Genomic DNA, 22,396 nt, shown 5'->3' with positions numbered 1-22,396 from the left:
TCTGTGGACGTTTGTACGCGTGGGGTGGACACGGTGTGTCTTTGCCGAATGAAAAGGCGAGGAGCATCTTTAGATAGTTCAGTTTTGAAGTAGAAAACTAAGAAAAGATACCAAATTCTGTATCAAATTAACAAAAAACATTACAATTCAGATAAGAAATAGCATCCAATTTTCGGTCATTCAAGGAAAAAGAAAATACACTAAACTGTCGGAAAAGGATTCTAAAACATTATATGAAAGCATTACAGGCAAAAAGCTCGGTGAATAACCTTCACTGAGCTTTTTGTCTGTAATAAATGATAACAACTTTAACATGGAAATTTACTATATGAATTAACGTAAGACCAATGGCTGTTGTATACCTACCAATTCTTTGCTTTTTATTTTATTACGTCTTTATTCTATTTTCTAACGATATATGTCTCTCCAAGAATTTCACTGAGTTCGTAATCAGCGGATGAAAGACCTTTTTGGATAAAAGAACTAACTTGATTTTGTTCAAGGTCATACAGGACTTCGATTTCTTTTGAGAACAATAATCCTTCTTTTTCAAGGAGGTTTTTAAGTGAAGGAAGTGTTTGTGCTTGTAAAGGTTCAGTTGTTCCTAGTACCTGTTCTAGTCCTTTTAGATAGGATTCCAGTGGACGGGCTCCGACGATTTTGACGCCTTTATTCTCCTCGTTCACCATGATGATGGTTGGAAAACCGCTCACACCAAGGCTTCTGGCAAGTGCGAAATCTTGATCTAAAAGCTCGTGTCCATCTGAAAGTCCAGATTGTCTGACAACTTGCTCCCCGTCTAGGCCTAATTGATTGACAAGGTTAATCAATACCTGTTCATCTCCGATATTGTGGTTAAAGGCAAAAACCGCCTCACGAGCACGGCGCAAAAAGGTCATTGCCAGTTGCTCATCCTTTTGCTGAATTATTTTAAACACTCGGGAGGGGGGATAGGATGACTGAATAGGATTATCATGCCATAATGAGCCATCAATTGGCATGCGGGAATGTTCCCCAACTTCTCTCCAATGACCAGCCACATCTGAAGGACTGCCAATGCCATTCGCTACGTCAGCAAAACCTTCCCAGCTTTGCAGCAATCCACCCATCACCGTATGCAAGTCAAAATAATGTCCATACTGTTCTTCAAATTTGCGCAATACGGGTTCAAGCGCCCAGCAGTGGGAGCAGATTGGGTCTGTTACATAATAAAGAGTAATCTTTTTTTGAAGTGGATTTAAATCAATTGTTTCCATTACATCTTCACCAGCTTCACCACACACACCGGTTTCTAAGTCGCAAACCATTTTGTTGTTTGTCATGTAGTTTCCTCTTTTCTTTAAAATTCTTTATAGTTTTGAGCCCATTTCTGAATCGGTTCAAGTGCAGCAGTTAATGTTTTTCCCTTTTCCGTTAATTCATAAGAAATCGTTACAGGAGATCCGGTTATTACATTTTTTTTAATTAATCCAAACTCGACTAGCTCAGATAGCTTTATTGAAAGGGCTCTAGGAGTAATATCTGGAAGGTCACGTTTTATTTCAGAAAAGTGGGCGCTGCCATTTGGACTGATGGATAAATAATGAATGATTAATCCATTCCATTTTTTACCTAGTATTTCGAATGAATATTGAAGATATGGACAAATTTCCATTATAACAACCTCCCTTATATACTTAAGTATAACAAGTATAAAAAATATATCAAATATAAAAAGTATACTTTTGATTTAAAAATGACTTTATCACATTTTTATTTGTTGGCACAAATATTGCATAAAAAATATGTGTGAGGACCAATAACAAATATTTTCAGGAGGTGCTTTTAAGTGAATAAAATGATTTCAATGGAGAAAGTTTCATCGATATTTACAGATGGAATGACCATTATGGCAGGGGGATTTATGGGGGTAGGTACACCACAAGCGCTTGTATCTGCCATGCTTAAAGGACGGTTTACCAACCGTCTTTTTATATTGTTAAGTAAAAGTTTTAGTAAAATTATTGAATAGTTTTACTGGAGAGAGTAAAATGTGCTTGAAGATCGATATTTACTTACAAGATTGATAGTTTAATAAAGGATGATTGGAGGCAATGAATCATGAACTTCACAACGTTAAATGGCACATTTCTGGACTTGTTTCATGTTTTACCTAGACAAGCGTTTTTTGCTCCCGGACGGATTAATTTAATTGGCGAACATACAGATTATAATGGCGGACATGTTTTTCCTTGTGCGATAACCTATGGGACCTATGCTGTTGTGAGAAAGCGCGAGGATGGTCTTATCCGTTTGTACTCGAGTAATTTTCCTGACAAAGGAATTATCGAATTTAACTTAAAACAGCTAGATTATGATAAAGAACACAATTGGGCCAATTATCCGAAAGGGATGATTCGGTATATTATCGAGGCGGGATACGAGATTCCAACTGGCTTTGAGTGTGCCATCCATGGAAATATTCCAAATGGCGCCGGTCTTTCCTCCTCAGCTTCGATTGAATTGTTAACCGGAGTCCTTGTTACTGGTTTGTTTGGATTAGATATTCCACGTCTTGAGTTAATCAAGCTTGGAAAGAAAGTAGAGAATGAATTTATTGGGGTAAACAGTGGCATCATGGACCAATTTGCAATTGGGATGGGAATGATCGATGCCGGGATATTGTTGGATTGTCAAACACTTACTTTTGAGTACGCACCGATCCACCTGAAAAATCACAAAATTATCATTATGAATACGAACAAACGCCGGGAGCTAGCGGATTCCAAATACAACGAGCGCCGAAGCGAATGTGAGACAGCATTGGCCAAGCTTCAGCAAAGACTCCCAATTGAAGCACTCGGACAGCTCTCGGAAGAAGAATTTGATGAAAATCAATCCTTAATCACCAATGAAACCGTCCGCAAACGGGCGAAGCATGCGGTTTATGAAAATGTAAGAACGCTCAAGGCTTTGGAGGAGTTAAGGGCTGGAAATTTAGTGGCGTTTGGACAGTTGATGAACCAATCGCACATTTCTTTAAGAGATGATTATGAAGTAACGGGCCTAGAACTTGATAGTTTGGTAGAAGCTGCTTGGAATCAACCAGGAGTCCTAGGGGCACGCATGACGGGTGCAGGCTTTGGCGGTTGTGCCATCGCAATTGTTGAAAACGAAGCGGTTAACAGATTTATTACCAATGTTGGTGTGACCTATCGTGACAAGATTGGCTATGAGGCAGATTTCTACGTTGCCAGCATTGGAGACGGGGCAAAGGAAATTGAAATGGAGGAGGCGGTATAAATGAGTATTCTTGTTTTAGGCGGTGCGGGTTATATCGGTTCTCACGCTGTATACCAGTTAATTGATCAGGGGTTCGATACAGTGGTGATTGATAATTTACAGACAGGTCACCAGGAGGCAATTCATCCACGGGCACGCTTTTATGAAGGAGATATCCGCAGTCGAGCGTTTATGCACTCTGTTTTTGAACAGGAAAATATTGAAGCAATTTTGCATTTTGCTGCCAACTCACAGGTTGGTGAATCAATGGTCGAGCCGTTAAAGTACTTTGATAACAATGTGTACGGAACGCAAATCGTCCTTGAAATGATGAAGGAATTCGGTGTTAAGCCGATCGTCTTCTCTTCCACCGCCGCTGTTTATGGTGAACAGAAGGTCGTGCAGATTACCGAAGAGGCGAACGCACTACCAACGAATACGTATGGTGAAACGAAATTAGCGATGGAAAAAATGATGGCTTGGTGTGAAAAGGCATTTGGGATTAAGTACGTCTCCCTCCGTTATTTTAACGTGGCATCGGCAAGAAGTGATGGGCAAATTGGTGAAGACCACAATCCGGAAACGCACCTGATTCCCATTGTTTTGGAAGCGGCCTTAGGAAAAAGACCAGCCGTGACCATCTTTGGGGATGATTATGATACCGCGGACGGTACTTGCATCCGAGATTATGTCCATGTTGAGGACTTGATTGCTGCTCACATCCTAGCCCTCAAGTTTTTGCAAAAGGGCGGAGAAAGTAATATTTTCAATCTTGGCAGCAGTCAAGGCTTCTCGGTAAAAGAAATTGTCGAGACTGCTAGAGCAGTAACAGGAATCGATATTCCAGTGCAAATGGGTGAACGGCGTGCAGGGGACCCGAGTACGTTAATTGCTTCCTCGGAAAAAGCAAAGCAGGTGCTGGGCTGGAATCCAATAAGAACGTCGATACATGAAATTATTCAGGATGCCTGGAACTGGCATAAGCATCATCCAAACGGTTATTAGAGGTGAAGCAAATGATTTATCAGCTAGTCCAACAATTAGTTAATCAAGTACTTGCCGCTCAATTAATCGAGCGGGAGGATGAAATATACGTACGCAATCAGGTCTTGTCACTGCTGCATCTAGTTGATTTTAAGGACATGGAAGTTAGTGAGGAAAGCGAAATTCCTGATTTATTAGACCAGATTGTCGAGTATGCCTGCGAGCATGGCATTATTGAAAATATTTTTGATGCAAAAGAAATTTTTTCGAGCAAAATCATGAACTGCTTTATCGCGCGCCCATCCAACGTAAATCAGCTTTTTTATGAAAAATATCAACAGAATCCTAAAGTGGCAACAGAGTATTTTTATCAATTAAGTAAAAATAGTAACTACATTCAGATGAAGCGAATTCGTAATAATATTGAATATAAGGCAGCCACACAGTTTGGTGAAATTGACATTACGATTAATTTATCAAGACCGGAAAAGGATCCACGGAGTATCGCACGTGAACGGGCAGCGGAAAAAACGAACTATCCAAATTGTCTTCTGTGTGTTGAGAATGAAGGATATGCAGGGAGAATCGACCATCCGGCCCGTTCGAATCACCGGATGATTCGGTTAAATCTCGTGGAAGAGGCTTGGTATTTGCAATTTTCGCCTTATGTGTATTACAACGAGCATTGTATTGTTTTATCTGAAAAGCATACCGATATGAAGATTAGTCCCACTACTTTTTCGAGGTTATTAGCGTTTGTCGAGCAATTTCCACATTATTTTCTGGGCTCCAATGCAGATATACCGATTGTTGGTGGTTCGATTCTTTCACATGAACATTATCAAGGCGGAAACTATGAATTTGCCATGGCAAAGGCCGATTCTGACTGGACGTTTGTGATGGGTAATTTCTCGCATGTGGAATGTTCGATCGTCAAATGGCCGATGTCAGTTATTCGTCTACGATCAAAACAAAAAGGTGAGCTTGTGGAAGCAGGGGCTCATATTTTAACAAAATGGAAAAATTACAGTGATAAAGCGGTTGGAATAATTGCTTGGACCGATGGGATTCCGCATAATACCATTACACCGATTGCTCGTAAAAATGGCGACTTGTTTGAACTAGACTTGGTCCTTCGCAATAACCGGACGAGTGAGGAGCATCCACTAGGAATTTTCCACCCTCACGCGGATGTGCATCATATCAAGAAGGAAAACATTGGCCTGATTGAAGTGATGGGACTGGCCGTATTACCAGCACGCTTAAAGGAAGAACTGGAAGATGTGGAGAAGTACATTCTTGGAAAAACTGCTGATGTTGCCAATTATCATTTAAGCTGGGCTGAAGAATTAAAAGCACACTATCACTCTGTTGCCGACGAATCAAACGTTGAATCCCTGGTGAGAGAAGAGGTAGGGAAGAAGTTTTTGAAGGCATTAGAGGATGCTGGTGTATTTAAGCGGGATGAAGCGGGCACTGCCGGGTTCCAGCGGTTTATCCAATCATTATAATCTTGGGGAATGTAGTTAAGGGCTTAGAATTTGTCTGAACCAAGTAAGGGTTCTGAAATGATGGAGTGATATATTGATGAAAATACAAGATAGAATATTCGGGATGTATGCGGGTGAGTCCGTTACCGAGTATACACTTGTCAATGATTCAGGCATGACGGTCACATGCCTGAATTACGGTTGTGTGATTACCAAAATCATCGTCCCTGATCGTGCTGGTAACTTTGAAAATGTTGTCCTTGGTTTTGAGGGCTTTGATGAGTATCTGCAATGGTCGCCGTATTTTGGAGCCGTTGTCGGCCGAGTGGCCGGTAGAATTAAAGGTGCTAGTTTCGAACTGGACGGAAAGGAATACAGACTTGCAGCCAATGAGGCACCCACTCACTTACATGGCGGTGAGAAGGGCTTTAGCTCAGTAATTTGGAGGACCGAAAAACTAGAGGAAGACAACGCTGTGGGTGTGAAGTTTTTTTACCATAGTTTGGACGGAGAAGAGGGCTACCCAGGTCATTTGGATACAATCGTAACCTACCTACTAACTAATGAAAATGAACTAAGTATGATCTTTGAAGGCAAAACTGATCAAAAAACGTTGGTAAACTTAACTAATCACTCGTATTTTAATTTAAGCGGAAATTTAAAAAGGGATTGTTCAGAGCATAAGCTTCAAATGGATAGCGATCGCTTTTTAGAGCTAGGGCCTGATTTTATTCCCACTGGTAAAATGATTGATCCAACGAATACCCCCTTTGATTTTCAGCGGGCGAGAAGATTAAAGGATGGAATAAATTCCTCGCATTCACAAAACGAGCTCGTCGGACATGGGTACGATCACCCGCTTATTTTTACAAAAAAGGGTGAAAACACCATCGTTTTAAGTGACGAAGAAAGCGGCCGGATGCTAGAGGTTACCACGAATCAGCCATGTGTGGTCCTTTATACATCTAATCAACTAGAGGGCCCCTTCTCCATATCAGGTGTTCCAGCAAGAAATTATTTGGGTGTGTGTCTGGAAACGCAAGGGCTGCCTGATGCTATTCATCACTCGGCATTTCCAACTGTCATTTTAAACCCAGAGGAAGTATACTATTCCACGACGAAGTATCGTTTTTTTGCTAATAAATAAGGAGAATTGATATGGCTACAATTAAGGATATTGCAAAACTGGCTGGCGTTTCGATTGCCACTGTATCCCGGGTACTGAATTATGACACAACCCTTTCTGTTAGCGATGATACTAAAAAGAGAATTTTTGAAGCTGCGGAGGAACTATCCTATAAAAAGAAACCGATACGAAAGCAGGATGTAGGGAAAATTGCCGTCCTCCAATGGTATACCGAAAAGGAAGAACTGGAAGATTTGTATTACATGTCAATACGGCTAGGGGTAGAAAACCGTTGCCGGCAGCTAGGAATGGACACGGCCAAGTATTTTCAAGACAACTTTGAGGATTTGAAGGAAGATGATATTCAGGGGCTTATTGCGATTGGGAAGTTTAGCAGCAAGCAAGTGAATGATTTAGTGAAGATTACTGAAAATATTGTCTTTGTTGACACTTCTCCGGATGAAGATCGGTTTGATTCGATTGTGATTGACTTTGAAAAATCAACAAGAAAAGTACTCGATTATTTCATTGAAAAAGGCCATAAACAAATCGGATATATTGGCGGAAGAGAAGGGTTTAAAGACAAAACCTCTATCATAGAGGACCCAAGGGAATTGACATTCAAAGGTTATTTGGCGGAAAAAGGGATATTGACTGAAGCGTTTATGTACCAAGGTGCCTTTTCCGTTGATGATGGACATTCCTTGATGAAAAAGGCAATTCAGGAGCATGGTGACAACCTACCAACCGCCATTTTCGCAGGGAATGACTCGATTGCTGTAGGTGCACTCAGGGCTTTAATGGAGGAAGGAATTTCTGTTCCAGGCCGCGTGAATATCATCGGTGTCAACGATATCAGTGTCTCTAAATACGTCTTTCCTGCTTTAAGCACGGTAAAGGTGTATACCGAACTCATGGGTGAAACTGCCGTTGACACTCTCGTGGAGCGAATCGAAGGCAGAAAAACCGCCAAGAAAATATTCATCGCAACCAAACTCATCATAAGAAATAGCAGTTTTTAAGCTAAGATCACCACTTCATTAAAATGTATCCTATAGGTAGGCACTTTAAAAAAGTCTACCTATAGGGTACATTTTCTTGTTTCTGAGTCTTTTTAGTTGGAATCTTTGATAACAGCTATTGTAACGGTAGTATCCAATTTAAACTACTGATGAAAAATGTTCATTTATCGATAAAAGATAGCTATTTTGAGCCATTGGAAATAACCTTAAAATTGATTAATTTTTTAGTAGATATTGAGTATAATTTCCATTTATTAAGGAACTGAATTAGTAAAAATTATTTCATACTCTTGGGTAAAAAATTTTACGGAGGGTGTTATGTGATGCGCATTTTCGGATTCATAGCTTGTCTAGTCTTTTTTTTCGGAGCAATAAATGTTTCAGCTGAAGAACAAAAGGGGAAAGCAAGTTTTGATTACAGTAATCCAGAGTTTAGAGCTACTGTTGATATGCTTTCCATGGATGGACATGGTAACGATGACTTGGCTAGCTGTAGTGTAAAACAGACGTACTATGAAGATGTAGCTGAAATGTTTATGAAAGGTATGAAAAAACAGGAAATTCTTGATTACTATGAAGGGGAACTGGGGGTTCATGCCCTACAGGCTCCTCCGGTAAAGGGCTTCAATCTTAGCCTGTGGATTACCCCTTTTGTTTTATTATTTATGGTAGCCATGTTGATTTATTTCTTAATTAAAAGGTGGAAAAAGAATAATGAAATATTTGTAATGGATGAGGGTCTCCCATCTTTGAATGTGGAACATGATATTTACACATTAATTATTGAAGAAGAACGGAAAAAATTCTTATAATCTAAGCCAGAAGAGAGAAAAAAAATAAGTAAAATTTATTCGATATTCATTAAATAAACGAGGACCGGGCTGATGCCTGGTTTTTTTATATTTGCTTGTATGAATAGAACGGTGTCCTTCTGTCGCGGACAATTGTCTTTTTGTGGTGCCTGACACCGTTCCCACACCACTTCCGTTTGCCACCATTTTTACTAAAATGACGTTGTTGAATTTTTGGATGTTACGTATAATGTTTTTATCTGGAATGGTAACGGTTACATATGATGAGGGGTTGGAGAGATTTTATGAGCAGGTTGTCGATCACGGCATATACATTTGGTATTATATTTTTTCTTGTGAGTTGCTCCTTTGCAGGTTTTTATGGATATAAGGTAGTTACCCATCATCTGCCTAAAGAAGAGAAAAAGATAGAAAAGTATAATTATCATTTTATGCTGGTTCCTGAGGAGCTCGATAATGAGTATTGGAGATTGGTTGAGAAAGGGGCAAGGGCTGCCGCTAAAGATTATCATATCATGCTGGAGTATGTTGGGCCGAAGCAGGCCAATATTGAAGATCACTTAAAGACCATTGAAATGTCGGCGGCATCAAAAGTGGACGGAATTATGACACAGGGATTGAGTGATGAACAATTTACGCCGTTAATCAATCGGGTTGTAGAGAAGGGAATCCCTGTTATCACTGTAGATACGGATGCAGCAAACAGCAAGCGTATCGCCTACATTGGTACCGATAATTATTATTCTGGATTCTTAGCCGGAAAGGCTTTAATTGCTGATACAAAAGGACAAGCCAATGTTGCGATTATAACGGGGAGTTTCATTAAGAACCATCAAATACAGAGGGTGAAGGGATTTCGGGATGCCGTAATGGCAGAAAAGGGAATTCAGATCGTCGATGTGGAAGAATCCGAAATTAGTAGGGTGAAAGCCGCCGAAAAAGCATACAAAATCCTGCAAGACCATCCCGAGGTCAACGCCTTTTTTGGGACGAGTGCCCTAGATGGAATTGGGATTGCCCAGGTGGTCGAGAAATATAATAAACAAGATCAAGTGTACATTGTTGGATTCGACACACTTCCGGAAACGATCAATTACATGCGGAAGGGGACCATCAAAGCAACTGTTGTTCAGGAGCCATTTGAAATGGGATACAAAGCCGTGAAAATGATGATTGATTTAATTGAAGGCCAAAAAGTACCTCCTATCGTCCACACAGATACGCGAATTTTAAGAGTAGGGGATTTACCCGTAAGTAATCAGGACAGATTGGGGGTTAATCGTTGATGTTATTTCGAATAAGATCGAAATTACTTCTTTATTTCATCGTTCTCGTGGTGTTATTAACCTCCGTCGGGCTGGTTTTTTATAACAGCAGTGAAAAACTTGTCATTGAATATGATGATAGCTTTGAACGCTTTTTGTTATTAAATGATATCTCGCAACGAACCAATTTAATTACGGAGAAGCTGCATGCTTATATTTTAGATAAGGACGAATCCTACCTAAAAGACTATCGAAAAGAAAAGGTCAAGATAATCAAGGATCAAAAGCGACTGAATAAAGTCATTAGTACGAATGATATTACTCTTACAAATTATAAAAATATGATTGATAGCTTTCTGGATGCAAGTGATGCGACACTAGGGGCTTTTCAAAAGGATGATATTAATCAATACTCTAATCAATACTCTAATCAATTTAATGAGGTGTTGAAAATCGCGGCTTTTCTTCAAGAAAGCACACTTGCCTTGTTAAATAATAAACTGACAGACTATCAAAAGTTTTATAATCAAATGGAAATGCAAAATCATTATTACAAACTTATGTCGATTTCCCTATTTGCGGCAGCGTTTTTTCTTAGTACCTTATTAGCTTTATGGATTTCTGGCGGGATTACTAAACCAATCAGCCTGTTATCAAGAGCGGCTAAGGAGATTTCCAAAGGGAACTTAGCGGGAGAAGATATTAAAATAACAACAAAAGACGAATTAAAACCATTAACAGAAACCTTCAACCAAATGCGCACGAACCTGAGGCAACTCGTAACGGAAATTAAGCAAAAATCGGAGTTAGATAAGCTTTTAAAAGAACTAGAGTTAAGGAGCTTGCAGAACCAAATTAATCCTCATTTCCTATTTAACACATTGAATACGGTTTCGAAAATGGCCTATTTGGAAGAAGCAGAACAGACATCAAGGTTAATAGAAGCAGTGGCAGCCATCCTCCGCTACAACCTCAGTGATTTTAATAAAGCCTCGACCCTTAAGGAAGAAGTGCGGATTGTGAAAGAGTATTTCTTTATCCAACAAACACGATTTGGAGAGAGGATTCAATTCGCAACAGACATACAGGAGGATTGTTTAGATAGTGAGATTCCCAGTTTAATCCTTCAGCCAATAGTTGAAAACGCCTTTATTCATGGGGTGGAATCGTATGAAGAAAATGCGCTGATTGGTTTGCGAATATACCGGCAAAATGACCGGATTCATGTAGAAGTCATTGACAACGGGGCCGGAATGGATGAGACCACTAAGAAAAAATTACTTAATTATGTAGACGGAACGGAACCAACAGAGGGGTACGAAACTGAACAAGGAATAGGTCACTCGACAGGTATAGGAGTCAAAAATGTAATTAGAAGGCTGCAGCTTTTTTATCATAGAAACGACATTGTTGAAATCGAATCAGAATTAAATAAGGGAACAAATTTCAGGTTGACGATTCCTGAGACAGTAAAAGGGGGCAATGAGCTTGTTGAAAATTTTAATTGTTGATGATGAGGTCCTTGAACGAAAAGCATTAACCCAAATTATTAACGGCTCTGTGCAAGACGTTTTGGTGATTGGTGAAGCCCCTAACGGAAGAAAAGCAATTGAAATGGCCAAAGAACATCAGCCTGACATTATTTTTATGGATATAAAAATGCCAGGAATTGATGGTGTTCAAGCTGTTAAAGCTATCAAAAAAGTCGACCTCGGCATTCGCTTTATCATGGTTTCTGCCTTTAATACATTCGAATATGCCAAAGAAGTGATGCAACAGGGAGTTAAGGAATATATCTTAAAACCGAGTAGAAAACAAGATATTCTTGCGGCATTAGAGCGTGTTACGGGTGAAATCTATGAGGAACGTAAACAGAGAGATGAGCAGCGGAGCTTGAAAGAAAACCTCGACCGAGCTGTTTCGATTGCCCAAAAAGAATGGGTTTCATCGTTATTAGTGAACCAAGTTCAGGATATTACCTTTGATGAATGGGGCCAGCTATTAGGGGTAGAAATTACATCCGGCTATATTATGCTGTTTTCCCTTCTGCTGGAAGGTAATGCTGAGCCTTCCATAAGTGAAAAACAAAACTGGTACATGTGGCTGAAGGAAGTCCTAAAATCTGTTGTTAAACAGCACGAAGTCATGATTGGGCCATTAACAGAATCACAAGCTCCAGTGTTATTCCTTTGCAAAAAGACAACGGAGAAGGTCAATTTTAGAACAAGCGCACAGGCTATCATTGATAGCATGGTCAGCCTTTTTCATAAGGAATCATTCAACGGGGAATTAAGAATTGGCATTGGTCTCCCCTATAATCATGCCCATGAGCTAAATAAATCCTATCATGAAGCGCTTTTGACCTTAAACGAGCTCATAAAAATGCCAAATCGAAAGTATTTATTTGGCGTCAAGCAGGGAGCTGCAGAAACGCCTTCTCCATCTGGAGTTCTTGAGATTGAAAAAAAATTGTTAGATGCGGTTCGTCAGGGAGATGTTAACCAGGTATTGTATTATTTTGATTCGTTTGTATCGAATCATGTCGTTAATAAAAATGTACAATCACCTATGGTAAAAAAATCAATTGATGAATTGTTTATTCTCATTTCCCGAATGCTCCATGAACTGGGTATCAGCTATGAGCGAGCACCTGCTATCGAGGAATTGGACGATAGTATGATGATATTTGAGAAGGGGAAGTCCCATTTGTTGGCGGTCGTCCAGCATGTTCAGGTGTGGCGGAACCAGCACGCAAAGGGTATGCTTCATAAGGCAAAGGAGTATATCGAGGATCATTATGCCGATTCGATTACACTGGAATTGGTGGCGGAATATGTAGAACTTAGTCCGTTTTATTTTAGCAAATTATTTAAAGATCGATTTGGGATGACCTTTATTGATTATTTGACGGAAATAAGAATTAAACATGCTAAAGCGGAAATGGTCGACCAGGGAAAAAGCTTAAAGGAAATATGCTATTCTGTTGGCTACAAAGATCCAAACTATTTTAGTCGTGTGTTTAAAAAGCATACAGGCTTATCACCAACTGAATTTCGCCGGGCAACTGTAAGCTAGTAGGTTGATAACTTTATAAACTCCAATAAGACCAAATCGCTTCGCGTTTTGGTCTAATTTAATTCCATTTGCACAATGGATTGTTACATAACAGTTGCAATATAATCTAGAAATTCACAATAATATGCTATTCTTTTGAACTATTGCATAAAATCTTAGCGTGCTAACATATTTGTAAGGGCTTTCATGATGGCTGAGCGAAGCATGATTGAAGCCGATTATCAAGATCTTTACTAAAAAGTAAAAGGAGAATGATTACATGCTTAAGAAGAAAAAAGGGCTAATTCTATCTTTAACCGTTGCAACTAGTATTTTATTAGCTACAGGCTGCAGCAGCTCCACTGGCGGTACAGATTCTGGAAAAGGTAAAGATGGCGACCTTCCACGCGTTGGTGCAACGATTTACAAATTTGATGATAACTTTATGTCTTACGTTCGTCGTGCCATGCAAACTTCAGCAAAAGATAAAGTTGATCTTATGCTGAATGATTCACAAAATGACCAAGCAAAACAAATTGAGCAAGTCGACACATTAATTGCCAAAGGTGCAAAATCTTTAGCTATCAATCTAGTTGATCCAAAATCCGCTCAAACGATTATCGATAAAGCCAAACCAAAAGGTATTCCCGTTATCTTCTTTAACAAAGAGCCGGATGCAAGTGTTTTAGCAGGCTATGACAAAGCTTACTATGTCGGAACAACTTCATCAGAATCTGGTGTGATCCAAGGTGAGTTAATCGCAAAAGCTTGGGAAGCTAACAAAGATAAATGGGACAAAAACAAAGATGGCAAACTTCAATACGTATTATTAAAGGGTGAGCCGGGACACCCAGATGCTGAAGCTCGTACGAAATTTGCTATCGACACAATCAAAGCAAAAGGTATCCAGGTGGATGAATTAGCATTGGATACTGCGATGTGGGATGCCACAAAAGCAACTGAAAAAATGGATGCTTGGTTAGCGAAATACAGTGACAAAATTGAATTCGTTATTGCCAACAACGATGGAATGGCATTAGGAGCAATTTCTTCGCTTGAAAAAGCAGGATACTTCTCTGGTGACAAATTCATGCCAGTTGTAGGTGTTGACGCGATTCCAGAAGCTCTTGAAATGATTGAAAAAGGAAAAATGGTTGGTACTGTCTTGAATGACGCGAAAAACCAAGGTAAAGCAACCGTTGAACTTGCGGCAAATGCAGCAAAAGGTAAAGACGTATTAGACGGAACATCGTGGAAGCTTGATGATAAAAAAGCGGTTCGTGTTCCTTACGTAGAAGTAACAAAGGACAACATCCAAGTCGGTAGGGATGCTTATAAATAAGAAAAGCGCAAGTGCCCGTTTAGCGGCGTATGGACTGGAGCGCTTCGACTGAGATAAATGTAAACTTGCCGACTGGCAAGCCGGTAGGCGAAGACAAAGGCTTAGTTGAATTTATGCGTTCAGAATTTAGGGAATAAATTCTGATTAGCTAAAGGAAACACGGAGAGCGATAGCGATCCGATGTTGACTTATCGTAGGGAGAAGAGCGAAGTACACTAGCCGCTGGTCGCTGGAGCTGGACAATTATCAAGGTTTAAAACCTATCCTAACTTATTAAATAAGAAAAGTGGAAGCGCCCGTCCGGGGGCTGGAAATTTCCGGCCTCTAGGCGCTCCTCGAACAAAGGAAAAGCTCCTGCTTTTCCTTCGTTCGGGGCATGGCTTCAAGGTTGTATCCCCTTTGGAGCCGGACACCGTTCCAAATGGAAAAAAATTTTCACATCAATATGAGGCGGTTTATCCATGTCTCATATTTTTTTAAATGGTAAAGCGAGGAGGTTCGCTCATGTCTGAAGCTAGTACAACCAATTTACTTGAAATGCAAAATATAACCAAACGATTTCCTGGTGTTATCGCTCTTAATAATGTTTCACTCAAAGTGAAGGCTAGTTCGGTACACGCCTTAATGGGTGAAAATGGCGCAGGGAAATCGACGTTAATGAAATGCTTGTTTGGTATTTATTCGATGGATGAAGGCAAAGTTCTTTTTGAAGGAAAAGAAGTGGCCTTTACTAATTCGAAACAGGCGCTTGAAAACGGTGTTTCCATGGTGCATCAGGAACTGAACCAGGTTAGGCAGCAAAATGTTATGGATAATATTTGGCTGGGCCGTTATCCGAAAAAGAGTATTTTTATCGATGAAAAGAAAATGTATGAGGATACTGTCGCGATTTTTAAAAGTCTTGATATCAACGTGGACCCGCGCAGTAAGGTTAGTACGCTATCCGTTTCAGAAATGCAGATGGTGGAAATTGCTAAGGCAGTCTCTTATGGATCGAAAATTATCGTTATGGATGAACCGACTTCTTCCCTAACTGAGAATGAAGTAGACCATTTGTTCAAAATCATCAGAAGGCTCCAGAGTGAGACTGTAGCGATTATTTACATCTCCCACAAAATGGAGGAAATCCTGAAGATTTCTGACGAAGTGACGATCATGCGTGACGGTCAGTATATTGCGACGAAAAGTTCAAACGAGCTAACGACCGATGAAATCATCAAGCTAATGGTTGGACGTGACTTATCACAGCGCTTTCCTGCTAAAGTCAACAAGCCGGAAGATATCATATTAAAAGTATCTGACTTGACGGCCGAGACACAGCCTTCTTTTTCAAATGTGAACTTTGAGCTTAGAAAAGGCGAAATCCTGGGCATTGCTGGCTTGGTTGGTTCAAAACGTACGGAAGTAGTAGAAGCATTATTTGGGATTAGAGCGTTAAAATCAGGAACGATTGAGCTGAATGGCAAGGTGATAAAAAATCATTCGCCGCAGCAGGCCATCAAAAACGGCTTTGCGCTTGTTACCGAAGAAAGAAGATCAACGGGTATATTCCCAGATTTAAGTGTTAGTTTTAACTCTATCATTTCTAATATGAAGCAATATAAAACAAAAAGTGGGTTCTTATCTAACCGCAAAGTGGCCGACGATACCCAATGGGTGATTGAATCAATGCAGGTAAAAACACCTTCACAAAAAACGCCGATCGGAAGTCTGTCGGGTGGTAACCAACAGAAGGTTATTATTGGACGCTGGCTGCTGACAACACCGGATATTTTATTGCTTGACGAACCAACAAGGGGAATTGATGTTGGGGCAAAGTTCGAGATATATCAATTAATTAACCAATTAGCAGCGGACGGTAAAGGAATTATTATGATTTCTTCCGAAATGCCTGAACTGTTGGGTGTAACAGACCGAATCTTAGTAATGAGTAACGGAAGAGCAGCTGGAATCGTTGAAACTCGGGAAACATCTCAAGAAGAAATCATGCGATTAGCAGCTTTGTATTAGGAGGAGAGGCAAATGAATACACAGGCATCCAAAAAATCCAATGTTTCAAAATGGCTTGTTGATAATGTTATTTATGTAGTATTAATCCTGCTTGTTGTTGGGATTGTCATTGCTTCCCCAGACTTTTTATCAATGACGAATTTAATTAATATCCTAAGTCAATCATCGTCACGGATTATTATTGCCCTTGGGGTGGCGGGTATCTTAATTACGGCGGGTACTGACCTTTCAGCTGGACGGATGGTTGGACTTGCGGCGGTTATTTCTGCATCACTTTTACAAGCAACCGATTATGCTTATAAAATGTATCCCAATTTGCCAGACTTACCGCTATTTATTCCGATATTAGTTGCGATGGCGGCAACAGGGTTAATTGCTACATTAAATGGTATTGTTGTATCAAAATTACATGTGCCGCCTTTCATTGCCACTTTAGGAATGATGATCGGTGTTTATGGTTTAACTTCTATTTACTTTGATCGGCCGCCATATGGTGCACAGCCAATCGGTGGATTAAGCGAAAAATTTACAAATTTTGCTCAACGTGGCATTCCAGTTGGCTCGTATGAAATTCCTTATCTCGTTATTTATGCCATTATAACAACTGTTGTCATTTGGGTGATTTGGAACAAAACACAGCTTGGTAAGAATATGTATGCGATTGGCGGTAACCCAGAAGCAGCAAAGGTTTCCGGTGTTAACGTTGCAAGAAACATTATTATTATTTACATGATTGCTGGGCTTTTATATGGTTTCTCAGGTACCCTTGAAGCTGGTCGTGTCGGCAGTGCGACAAACAATACAGGAAACATGTATGAACTTGATGCCATTGCCGCCTGCGTTGTCGGTGGGGTTTCGTTGTCAGGTGGGATTGGAACTGTTCCAGGAGTTGTAACCGGGGTTCTCATATTCCAAATCATCAACTACGGACTTGCCTTCCTTGGAGTAAGCCCATACATTCAATATATCGTCAAAGGCCTAATCATCGTCGTCGCAGTAGCCTTCGACATGCGTAAACACGCGAAGAAAAAATAAGATGTTAAAATAGGGTGTCAAATAGGGTGTCAGGCACCACTCGTGGACATTTGTTCGCGTGTGGAGGACATTTTGAATATGGAAAACCCCTTTTGGTAGTGGATTATTCATTATCAAAGGGGGTTTTTCTTGATTTGGAAAAATTCAAAAAAATCCATTGATTACCAAAAAATATATGTTATGATTATCGTAACTATAGCGAAATGGAGGTTTTCCCTGTGTTTTTTTGCAGATTGCGATTCCAAACATTGAACCGTTAATTGAATAACGTTCAAGTCTCTGCCTGTTGTGCAGAGTAAATGGGATTGGTCTGCCTATTTTTAGGGAAACCTTTATTTTACGGTATGTAAAAAAGAGGGGGGCGAGTCTACCCTCTTTTTTGCTTTCTTTAAAAATAAATTGCTTGATTTGTGAAATGCCTTTTTCACCTCTTTCGTTCTATAGAAAGGGTGTTAGGTATTTTCAACGGGAACCCACAACCAAGCCAGATAATGTTTATCCATTATCGGGTATTTTTAGCTATTTTCCATTTACTTTAGCACAGGCAGAAAAGTCTGTGTTTTTTTGTTCTTTTTTAAAGAAAAGCTCGCTGAGTGGCGAGCCGTAAGGCGAAGACAGTGGCGTAGCTCGTTGAAAAGCACAGCTTTTCAACTGCAAAGCTTTCCTTAGTGCACTTATGCTTGATAGGAAAGTAATCCATTCCTATCGCTAAAAAAGAATGGGGGATATTAACCATGAGAGAAAAACAAAAAGCGCTTTTAGTGGGTGTCAATATCAAGCATCAAGCTGACTTTTCCTATTCAATGAAGGAATTGGAAAATTTGGCTGCGGCTTGTCATATCGAGGCTGTTGCTGAGGTAACGCAAAATTTAAGCCGCATTAATAAAACTCATTATATCGGGACAGGAAAAATCGAAGAAACGCTCCAGCTTCTTGAGCAGACAAATGCTGAATTAGTCATTTTTAATGATGAGTTATCGGCCACGCAAATTCGGAATCTTGAGGAAGAGCTCGGAAGTAAAGTTATCGACCGGACGATGTTGATTTTAGATATATTCGCATCTCGGGCGAAAACGAGAGAGTCACAGCTCCAGGTGGAAGTGGCTCACCTCAAGTATATGCTCCCAAGGATTGTTGGTCAGCGCGAATCGTTAGGGCATCAAGGTGGGGGTGTCGGTTTAAAAAATAGAGGAGCCGGTGAAACCAAATTAGAACTCGATCGTAGAAAAATTGAAGAAAAAATCACTGCTTTGAATAAGGAATTAGAGGTGCTCGTCTCTCAGCGGGAAACACAGCGCAATCAACGCAAAAAGAGCGGGGTCCCGCTTGTTTCCTTAGTCGGGTATACGAATGCAGGCAAATCAACGATTATGAATGCGATGCTGCGAAGGTCTCATCAATCATTCAACAAACAAGTATTTGAGAAAGACATGTTATTCGCCACCCTTGATACATCCGTTAGAAAAATAAAACTGTCTAATCACCAGCCATTTTTGCTATCTGATACAGTTGGCTTTGTCGATAAACTCCCGCACCATCTCGTTAAAGCCTTCCGGTCGACGCTTGAGGAAGCAACAACGGCCGATTTACTGATTCACGTCGTAGATTTTTCAAGTCCACATTATCAAAAACTAATCAACGTAACCAATCAAACGTTAAAAGAGATCGGAATTGATAATGTCCCTATCATTTACGCTTATAATAAAGCGGATTTAGTCGATATGGAAATTCCAACACTGAAGGATGGAAGTCTGTATCTTTCGGCAAAACAAGAAGTCGGAATGAATGAGTTAGCCTCGATGATTAGCGAGCGGATTTTTAAAGATCAAATTCATTGTGATATGCTGATTCCTTTTGAACTTGGCCGGTTAGTTTCCTACCTTAACGAGAATGCTAATGTATTGTCGACAAGCTACGATGATCATGGCACAAAGTTAACCGTGGAATGTAATTTGAATGATTTTGAGAAATATCAGCAGTATGTGATTGGCAGCTAAACCAACCGATGATTTAAAACTTAGCAAGTGTTTGATTTATTGAGTTAAAAACGGAACAAATTTTTAAAGTGATATATACTATAGGTGAGAAAGGAGCGTGGTTATGTTGAAAAAAGGTTTAATTGGAATCGTAATTGTGATTGCTGTAGTTGTTGTTTTTGGCCTGATGCTTATGTCCAGCTATAACAACTTTGTCAGTTCCGAAGAAAATGTGAAACAGTCTTATGCACAGATTGAAAATCAGCTGCAAAGAAGGCTGGATTTAATTCCAAACTTAGTAAATACGGTGAAGGGTTATGCCTCCCATGAAAAAGAAGTAATTACCTCGATTTCTGATGCTCGTGCAAGACTTGCCGGGGCGAAAACGCCAGGAGAAGAGGCAACTGCGAACGCAGATCTTTCGAATGCGTTAAGCCGTTTGCTCGTAGTGGTTGAAAATTATCCTAACTTAAAAGCAGATCGGCAGTTTTCTCAATTAATGGATGAGCTTGCCGGTACGGAAAACAGAATCGCTGTAGCTCGAAAAGACTACAATGATCAGGTTGCGCTTTATAACAAAAAAGTAAAGCAATTTCCAGGGGCAATAATAGCAAGAATGGCTGGGTTTAATGAAAAGGAATATTTTAAGGCTGATCCAAAAGCACAGCAAGTTCCACAGGTTGACTTTGGAGGCAATGGGTGATGAACGTGAGACGGGTCTTCAGCTTTCTTCTGGTGTTTTTCACCTTTTTTCTGTGTGCAGCAAATGCACTTGCTGAGGATGTTCAAATTCCTGCTCCGGTGGGAGACATTTATGTTCAAGATTTTGCCCAAGTGTTAAACGAAACTGAGAAAACGGAGTTAATTAATTTAGGTAGAAACATTGAAGATCAAACAACAGCGCAGGTTGCCGTATTAATAGTCCCAACAATCGGAGACAAAACGATTGAGGAATTTTCAATTGATGCGTTTCGGAAATACGGTATCGGGAGTAAAAAGGAAAACAATGGAGTCTTGCTCGTATTATCGATGAAAGAACGCAAAGCAAGAATTGAAGTAGGATATGGGCTTGAGGGCAGAATTCCCGATGCTAAGGCTGGTCGAATCCTTGATGAATATGCCATTCCTTATCTGAAGAATCAACAACCGAATAAAGCAGTGGTTGAAACCTATAAGGTGCTGGCGAAAGAGGTCCTCGCTGAATATGGAGTAAAGAGTGGTGAGCAGACACCACCAAAGGAAAAAGGGATTGGGATTCCTTCATGGCTGCTCATCATTATCGTTCTTGTCGTCGTGTTTCTTGACTTTAAGTTCTTTGGGGGAACGCTTACTTATCTTCTCCTTTCCATTCTGTCCCGGGGCGGAGGCAGAGGAGGAGGCGGTGGTTCCCGCGGTGGCGGTGGCGGCTCATCAGGTGGCGGTGGTGCAAGCCGTGGCTGGTAAAGCAGGAGCTAATCGTCTTAGGTACAGTTAAATAGGTAAATAAGTGAATAAGATTGCAAAAGGTGTCAGGCACCACTGAAACGTCCACCGAGTATGGACAAATGTATTTCTGTGGTGCCTGACACCTATTTTATTAGCCCCTTGCGGAGACGCAGGGGGCTGGCGCCTTTTCACGAAGAAAATGGACCATATTTGCAGTGGTGCGCAAAAAAACTAAGTTATACGTTCAAAGCCAGTTGAAGCATCAGTTCAATGGCAGCGGGTATGGCATCTTCATCAATATCAAATTGCGGATGATGGTGTGGGTACTGGCTTTTCTCACTTTGCATGCCTACCTTAATAAAGGCACCTATTTTTTCTTTGAGGTAGTAGGAATAATCCTCCGCTCCAAGCACGGGCTCGACGGCCATAAATACATCAGGACCAAATGTTTTTTCGATAATTTCTTTAGCAACCTCACAGGCCTCTGGGTGATTATATAATGGTGGAGTCCCTTCAATAAATTCATAACAGCCAGTTGCTCCAAAGCTTGCGCAAATCGCCTCAGTTAGCTGGGCAGTTTTTTCGTGCATTAACTCAGCTGCTTCGTGCGTCATTGCCCGAATGGTTCCCTTTAGCTTCACTTCAGAAGGGATAACGTTATATGAATTGCCTGCTTGCATCCCTCCAAATGAAATAACCCCTGCATGTAAAGGGTTTAAGTTTCTGCTGACAATCGATTGGAAGGCTTGAATAAGATGGGTGGCAATGTAGATTGGATCCACGGTATCGTGCGGATAGCCTCCGTGTCCGCCTTTTCCTTTAATGGTAATGTCAAAATCATTGCAGGATGCCATGGCATACCCTGTCGCGAAGCCAATTTTACCAAGAGGCATGCTTGACATTAAATGAATTCCATAGATTACATCAACGTTGTCTAATACTCCCTCTTCTACAAGCTGTTTCGCTCCGCTTGGAGACGCTTCTTCCGAGCTTTGAAAAATCAAAAGGATATTATTCTTTACTAGATGAGGGTTCTCGCTCATCCATTTCGCGACAGCGAGGAGAACAGCTGTATGGCCATCGTGGCCGCATCCGTGCATGACTCCTGGGACTGTTGAAAGATAAGGTTTGTCCCCTTCTTCTTGGAGCGGAAGAGCATCCATATCTGCTCGTAATGCAACGGTTTTGTTTCCTTCAGTGCCTTTAAAAAATGCAACCACATTTGGTGCAGAAAACCGGTTAACTAAAGGGATTCCAAATTCAGCTAATTTCTCTTTTACGTAAGCAGCTGTTTCATATTCTTGTCCCGAAAGCTCTGGGTGCATATGAAAATGTCTTCGCTGCTCTATGGTCCAGGCTTTTAACTCTGAATCTACTAATTTTGTCTGTAACATGATGATAACCTCCATTAGTTAGGTTTTTTCTATTAAAATTATTGTATCAATCTGTAAAGGAGTGTATTTTTATGCAAATGATTGTAAGGTATATTCGTAGATAAAGCAAGCAGAATATATTAGTTTTTCTCATGAAATCAGATTCATAACGTTTAAGCTACAAGTGAAGGGGTCCAATCCATACGCAGCTAAACGGCCGC

Annotated in this window: 19 protein-coding genes; 16 read left to right on the top strand and 3 right to left on the bottom strand. The window is 40.4% G+C overall.

The features are described 5' to 3' along the window. Nucleotides 1–401: 401 nt before the first annotated feature. Both RTR43_RS16895 and RTR43_RS16890 read right to left on the bottom strand, forming a co-directional pair. Complete coding sequence (locus RTR43_RS16895; RefSeq protein ID WP_312473395.1) at nt 402–1,322, bottom strand: DsbA family protein; 921 nt, start codon at nt 1,320–1,322, stop codon at nt 402–404. 17 nt (nt 1,323–1,339) lie between these two features. Further along, nucleotides 1,340–1,654 carry a winged helix-turn-helix transcriptional regulator gene (locus RTR43_RS16890; protein WP_312473394.1) on the bottom strand — a complete coding sequence of 105 codons (315 nt, stop codon included), beginning with the start codon at nt 1,652–1,654 and terminating at the stop codon, nt 1,340–1,342. Between the two features lie 183 nt (nt 1,655–1,837). Here RTR43_RS16890 and RTR43_RS16885 point away from each other — a divergent pair, with 183 nt between their 5' ends. The 16 genes from RTR43_RS16885 (at nt 1,838) to RTR43_RS16810 (ending at nt 20,820) form a co-directional block, all read left to right on the top strand. Further along, nucleotides 1,838–2,011, top strand: a complete 174-nt coding sequence (locus tag RTR43_RS16885; RefSeq protein WP_312473421.1) for a CoA-transferase — start codon at nt 1,838–1,840, stop codon at nt 2,009–2,011. An 89-nt stretch (nt 2,012–2,100) separates the two neighbouring features. Continuing rightward, on the top strand, nt 2,101–3,282 hold the full coding sequence (locus tag RTR43_RS16880) for a galactokinase (protein ID WP_312473393.1): 1,182 nt from the start codon (nt 2,101–2,103) through the stop codon (nt 3,280–3,282). Then, entirely contained in the window at nt 3,283–4,266 is a 984-nt protein-coding gene (gene galE / locus RTR43_RS16875; RefSeq protein ID WP_312473392.1) for a UDP-glucose 4-epimerase GalE, read from the top strand. A gap of 11 nt (nt 4,267–4,277) precedes the next feature. Further along, a complete protein-coding gene (gene galT / locus RTR43_RS16870; protein WP_312473391.1) occupies nt 4,278–5,756 on the top strand; it encodes a UDP-glucose--hexose-1-phosphate uridylyltransferase in 1,479 nt (492 codons plus the stop codon). 76 nt (nt 5,757–5,832) lie between these two features. Then, on the top strand, nt 5,833–6,882 hold the full coding sequence (locus tag RTR43_RS16865) for an aldose epimerase family protein (protein ID WP_312473390.1): 1,050 nt from the start codon (nt 5,833–5,835) through the stop codon (nt 6,880–6,882). Nucleotides 6,883–6,893: 11 nt separating this feature from the next. Then, the gene (locus RTR43_RS16860) at nt 6,894–7,883 is read left to right on the top strand and encodes a LacI family DNA-binding transcriptional regulator (RefSeq protein WP_312473389.1); all 990 of its coding nucleotides are present in this window, start codon (nt 6,894–6,896) and stop codon (nt 7,881–7,883) included. Between the two features lie 323 nt (nt 7,884–8,206). Next, nucleotides 8,207–8,695, top strand: coding sequence for a cytochrome c-type biogenesis protein CcmH (locus tag RTR43_RS16855; protein ID WP_312473388.1), 489 nt, complete (start codon nt 8,207–8,209; stop codon nt 8,693–8,695). 284 nt (nt 8,696–8,979) lie between these two features. After that, a complete protein-coding gene (locus tag RTR43_RS16850; protein ID WP_312473387.1) occupies nt 8,980–9,981 on the top strand; it encodes a sugar-binding protein in 1,002 nt (333 codons plus the stop codon). Next, entirely contained in the window at nt 9,981–11,471 is a 1,491-nt protein-coding gene (locus tag RTR43_RS16845) for a sensor histidine kinase (protein ID WP_312473386.1), read from the top strand. The genes RTR43_RS16850 and RTR43_RS16845 overlap by 1 nt, the downstream gene beginning before the upstream one ends. Beyond that, nucleotides 11,449–13,035, top strand: coding sequence for a response regulator transcription factor (locus RTR43_RS16840; RefSeq protein ID WP_312473385.1), 1,587 nt, complete (start codon nt 11,449–11,451; stop codon nt 13,033–13,035). The genes RTR43_RS16845 and RTR43_RS16840 overlap by 23 nt, the downstream gene beginning before the upstream one ends. Before the next feature lie 259 nt (nt 13,036–13,294). Continuing rightward, a complete protein-coding gene (gene mglB / locus RTR43_RS16835) occupies nt 13,295–14,356 on the top strand; it encodes a galactose/glucose ABC transporter substrate-binding protein MglB (protein ID WP_248736105.1) in 1,062 nt (353 codons plus the stop codon). A 504-nt stretch (nt 14,357–14,860) separates the two neighbouring features. Continuing rightward, nucleotides 14,861–16,366: a galactose/methyl galactoside ABC transporter ATP-binding protein MglA gene (mglA, locus tag RTR43_RS16830; RefSeq protein ID WP_312473384.1), complete on the top strand. Its 1,506-nt coding sequence runs from the start codon at nt 14,861–14,863 to the stop codon at nt 16,364–16,366. A gap of 12 nt (nt 16,367–16,378) precedes the next feature. Beyond that, nucleotides 16,379–17,401 carry a galactose/methyl galactoside ABC transporter permease MglC gene (mglC, locus tag RTR43_RS16825; protein ID WP_312473383.1) on the top strand — a complete coding sequence of 341 codons (1,023 nt, stop codon included), beginning with the start codon at nt 16,379–16,381 and terminating at the stop codon, nt 17,399–17,401. Between the two features lie 734 nt (nt 17,402–18,135). Next, a complete protein-coding gene (gene hflX / locus RTR43_RS16820) occupies nt 18,136–19,398 on the top strand; it encodes a GTPase HflX (protein ID WP_312473382.1) in 1,263 nt (420 codons plus the stop codon). 103 nt (nt 19,399–19,501) lie between these two features. Continuing rightward, on the top strand, nt 19,502–20,080 hold the full coding sequence (locus tag RTR43_RS16815) for a LemA family protein (protein WP_396954594.1): 579 nt from the start codon (nt 19,502–19,504) through the stop codon (nt 20,078–20,080). Next, nucleotides 20,080–20,820 (top strand): TPM domain-containing protein, encoded by a 741-nt coding sequence (locus tag RTR43_RS16810; protein ID WP_312473381.1) that lies wholly within the window; start codon nt 20,080–20,082, stop codon nt 20,818–20,820. Before RTR43_RS16815 ends, RTR43_RS16810 begins: the two co-directional genes overlap by 1 nt. A 218-nt stretch (nt 20,821–21,038) precedes the next feature. Here RTR43_RS16810 and RTR43_RS16805 read toward each other — a convergent pair whose 3' ends face one another. Then, nucleotides 21,039–22,196, bottom strand: coding sequence for a M20 metallopeptidase family protein (locus RTR43_RS16805; RefSeq protein ID WP_312473380.1), 1,158 nt, complete (start codon nt 22,194–22,196; stop codon nt 21,039–21,041). Between the last annotated feature and the right edge of the window lie 200 nt (nt 22,197–22,396).

The sequence above is a fragment of the Neobacillus sp. genome, assembly GCF_031988165.1.
Lineage (GTDB): Bacteria > Bacillota > Bacilli > Bacillales > Cytobacillaceae > Neobacillus > Neobacillus rhizosphaerae.
This window is presented reverse-complemented; position numbering and strand designations above follow the sequence as displayed.

What these genes read in the sequence shown, in the direction of transcription:
- RTR43_RS16885 (WP_312473421.1), top strand. Translation starts at nt 1,838, where the DNA reads ATGATTTCAATGGAGAAAGTTTCATCGATATTTACAGATGGAATGACC.
- RTR43_RS16890 (WP_312473394.1), bottom strand. Translation starts at nt 1,654, where the DNA reads ATGGAAATTTGTCCATATCTTCAATATTCATTCGAAATACTAGGTAAA.
- RTR43_RS16845 (WP_312473386.1), top strand. Translation starts at nt 9,981, where the DNA reads ATGTTATTTCGAATAAGATCGAAATTACTTCTTTATTTCATCGTTCTC.
- RTR43_RS16895 (WP_312473395.1), bottom strand. Translation starts at nt 1,322, where the DNA reads ATGACAAACAACAAAATGGTTTGCGACTTAGAAACCGGTGTGTGTGGT.
- mglB (WP_248736105.1), top strand. Translation starts at nt 13,295, where the DNA reads ATGCTTAAGAAGAAAAAAGGGCTAATTCTATCTTTAACCGTTGCAACT.
- mglC (WP_312473383.1), top strand. Translation starts at nt 16,379, where the DNA reads ATGAATACACAGGCATCCAAAAAATCCAATGTTTCAAAATGGCTTGTT.
- RTR43_RS16805 (WP_312473380.1), bottom strand. Translation starts at nt 22,196, where the DNA reads ATGTTACAGACAAAATTAGTAGATTCAGAGTTAAAAGCCTGGACCATA.
- mglA (WP_312473384.1), top strand. Translation starts at nt 14,861, where the DNA reads ATGTCTGAAGCTAGTACAACCAATTTACTTGAAATGCAAAATATAACC.
- RTR43_RS16860 (WP_312473389.1), top strand. Translation starts at nt 6,894, where the DNA reads ATGGCTACAATTAAGGATATTGCAAAACTGGCTGGCGTTTCGATTGCC.
- RTR43_RS16850 (WP_312473387.1), top strand. Translation starts at nt 8,980, where the DNA reads ATGAGCAGGTTGTCGATCACGGCATATACATTTGGTATTATATTTTTT.
- hflX (WP_312473382.1), top strand. Translation starts at nt 18,136, where the DNA reads ATGAGAGAAAAACAAAAAGCGCTTTTAGTGGGTGTCAATATCAAGCAT.
- RTR43_RS16810 (WP_312473381.1), top strand. Translation starts at nt 20,080, where the DNA reads ATGAACGTGAGACGGGTCTTCAGCTTTCTTCTGGTGTTTTTCACCTTT.
- RTR43_RS16865 (WP_312473390.1), top strand. Translation starts at nt 5,833, where the DNA reads ATGAAAATACAAGATAGAATATTCGGGATGTATGCGGGTGAGTCCGTT.
- RTR43_RS16880 (WP_312473393.1), top strand. Translation starts at nt 2,101, where the DNA reads ATGAACTTCACAACGTTAAATGGCACATTTCTGGACTTGTTTCATGTT.
- RTR43_RS16815 (WP_396954594.1), top strand. Translation starts at nt 19,502, where the DNA reads ATGTTGAAAAAAGGTTTAATTGGAATCGTAATTGTGATTGCTGTAGTT.
- galE (WP_312473392.1), top strand. Translation starts at nt 3,283, where the DNA reads ATGAGTATTCTTGTTTTAGGCGGTGCGGGTTATATCGGTTCTCACGCT.
- RTR43_RS16855 (WP_312473388.1), top strand. Translation starts at nt 8,207, where the DNA reads ATGCGCATTTTCGGATTCATAGCTTGTCTAGTCTTTTTTTTCGGAGCA.
- galT (WP_312473391.1), top strand. Translation starts at nt 4,278, where the DNA reads ATGATTTATCAGCTAGTCCAACAATTAGTTAATCAAGTACTTGCCGCT.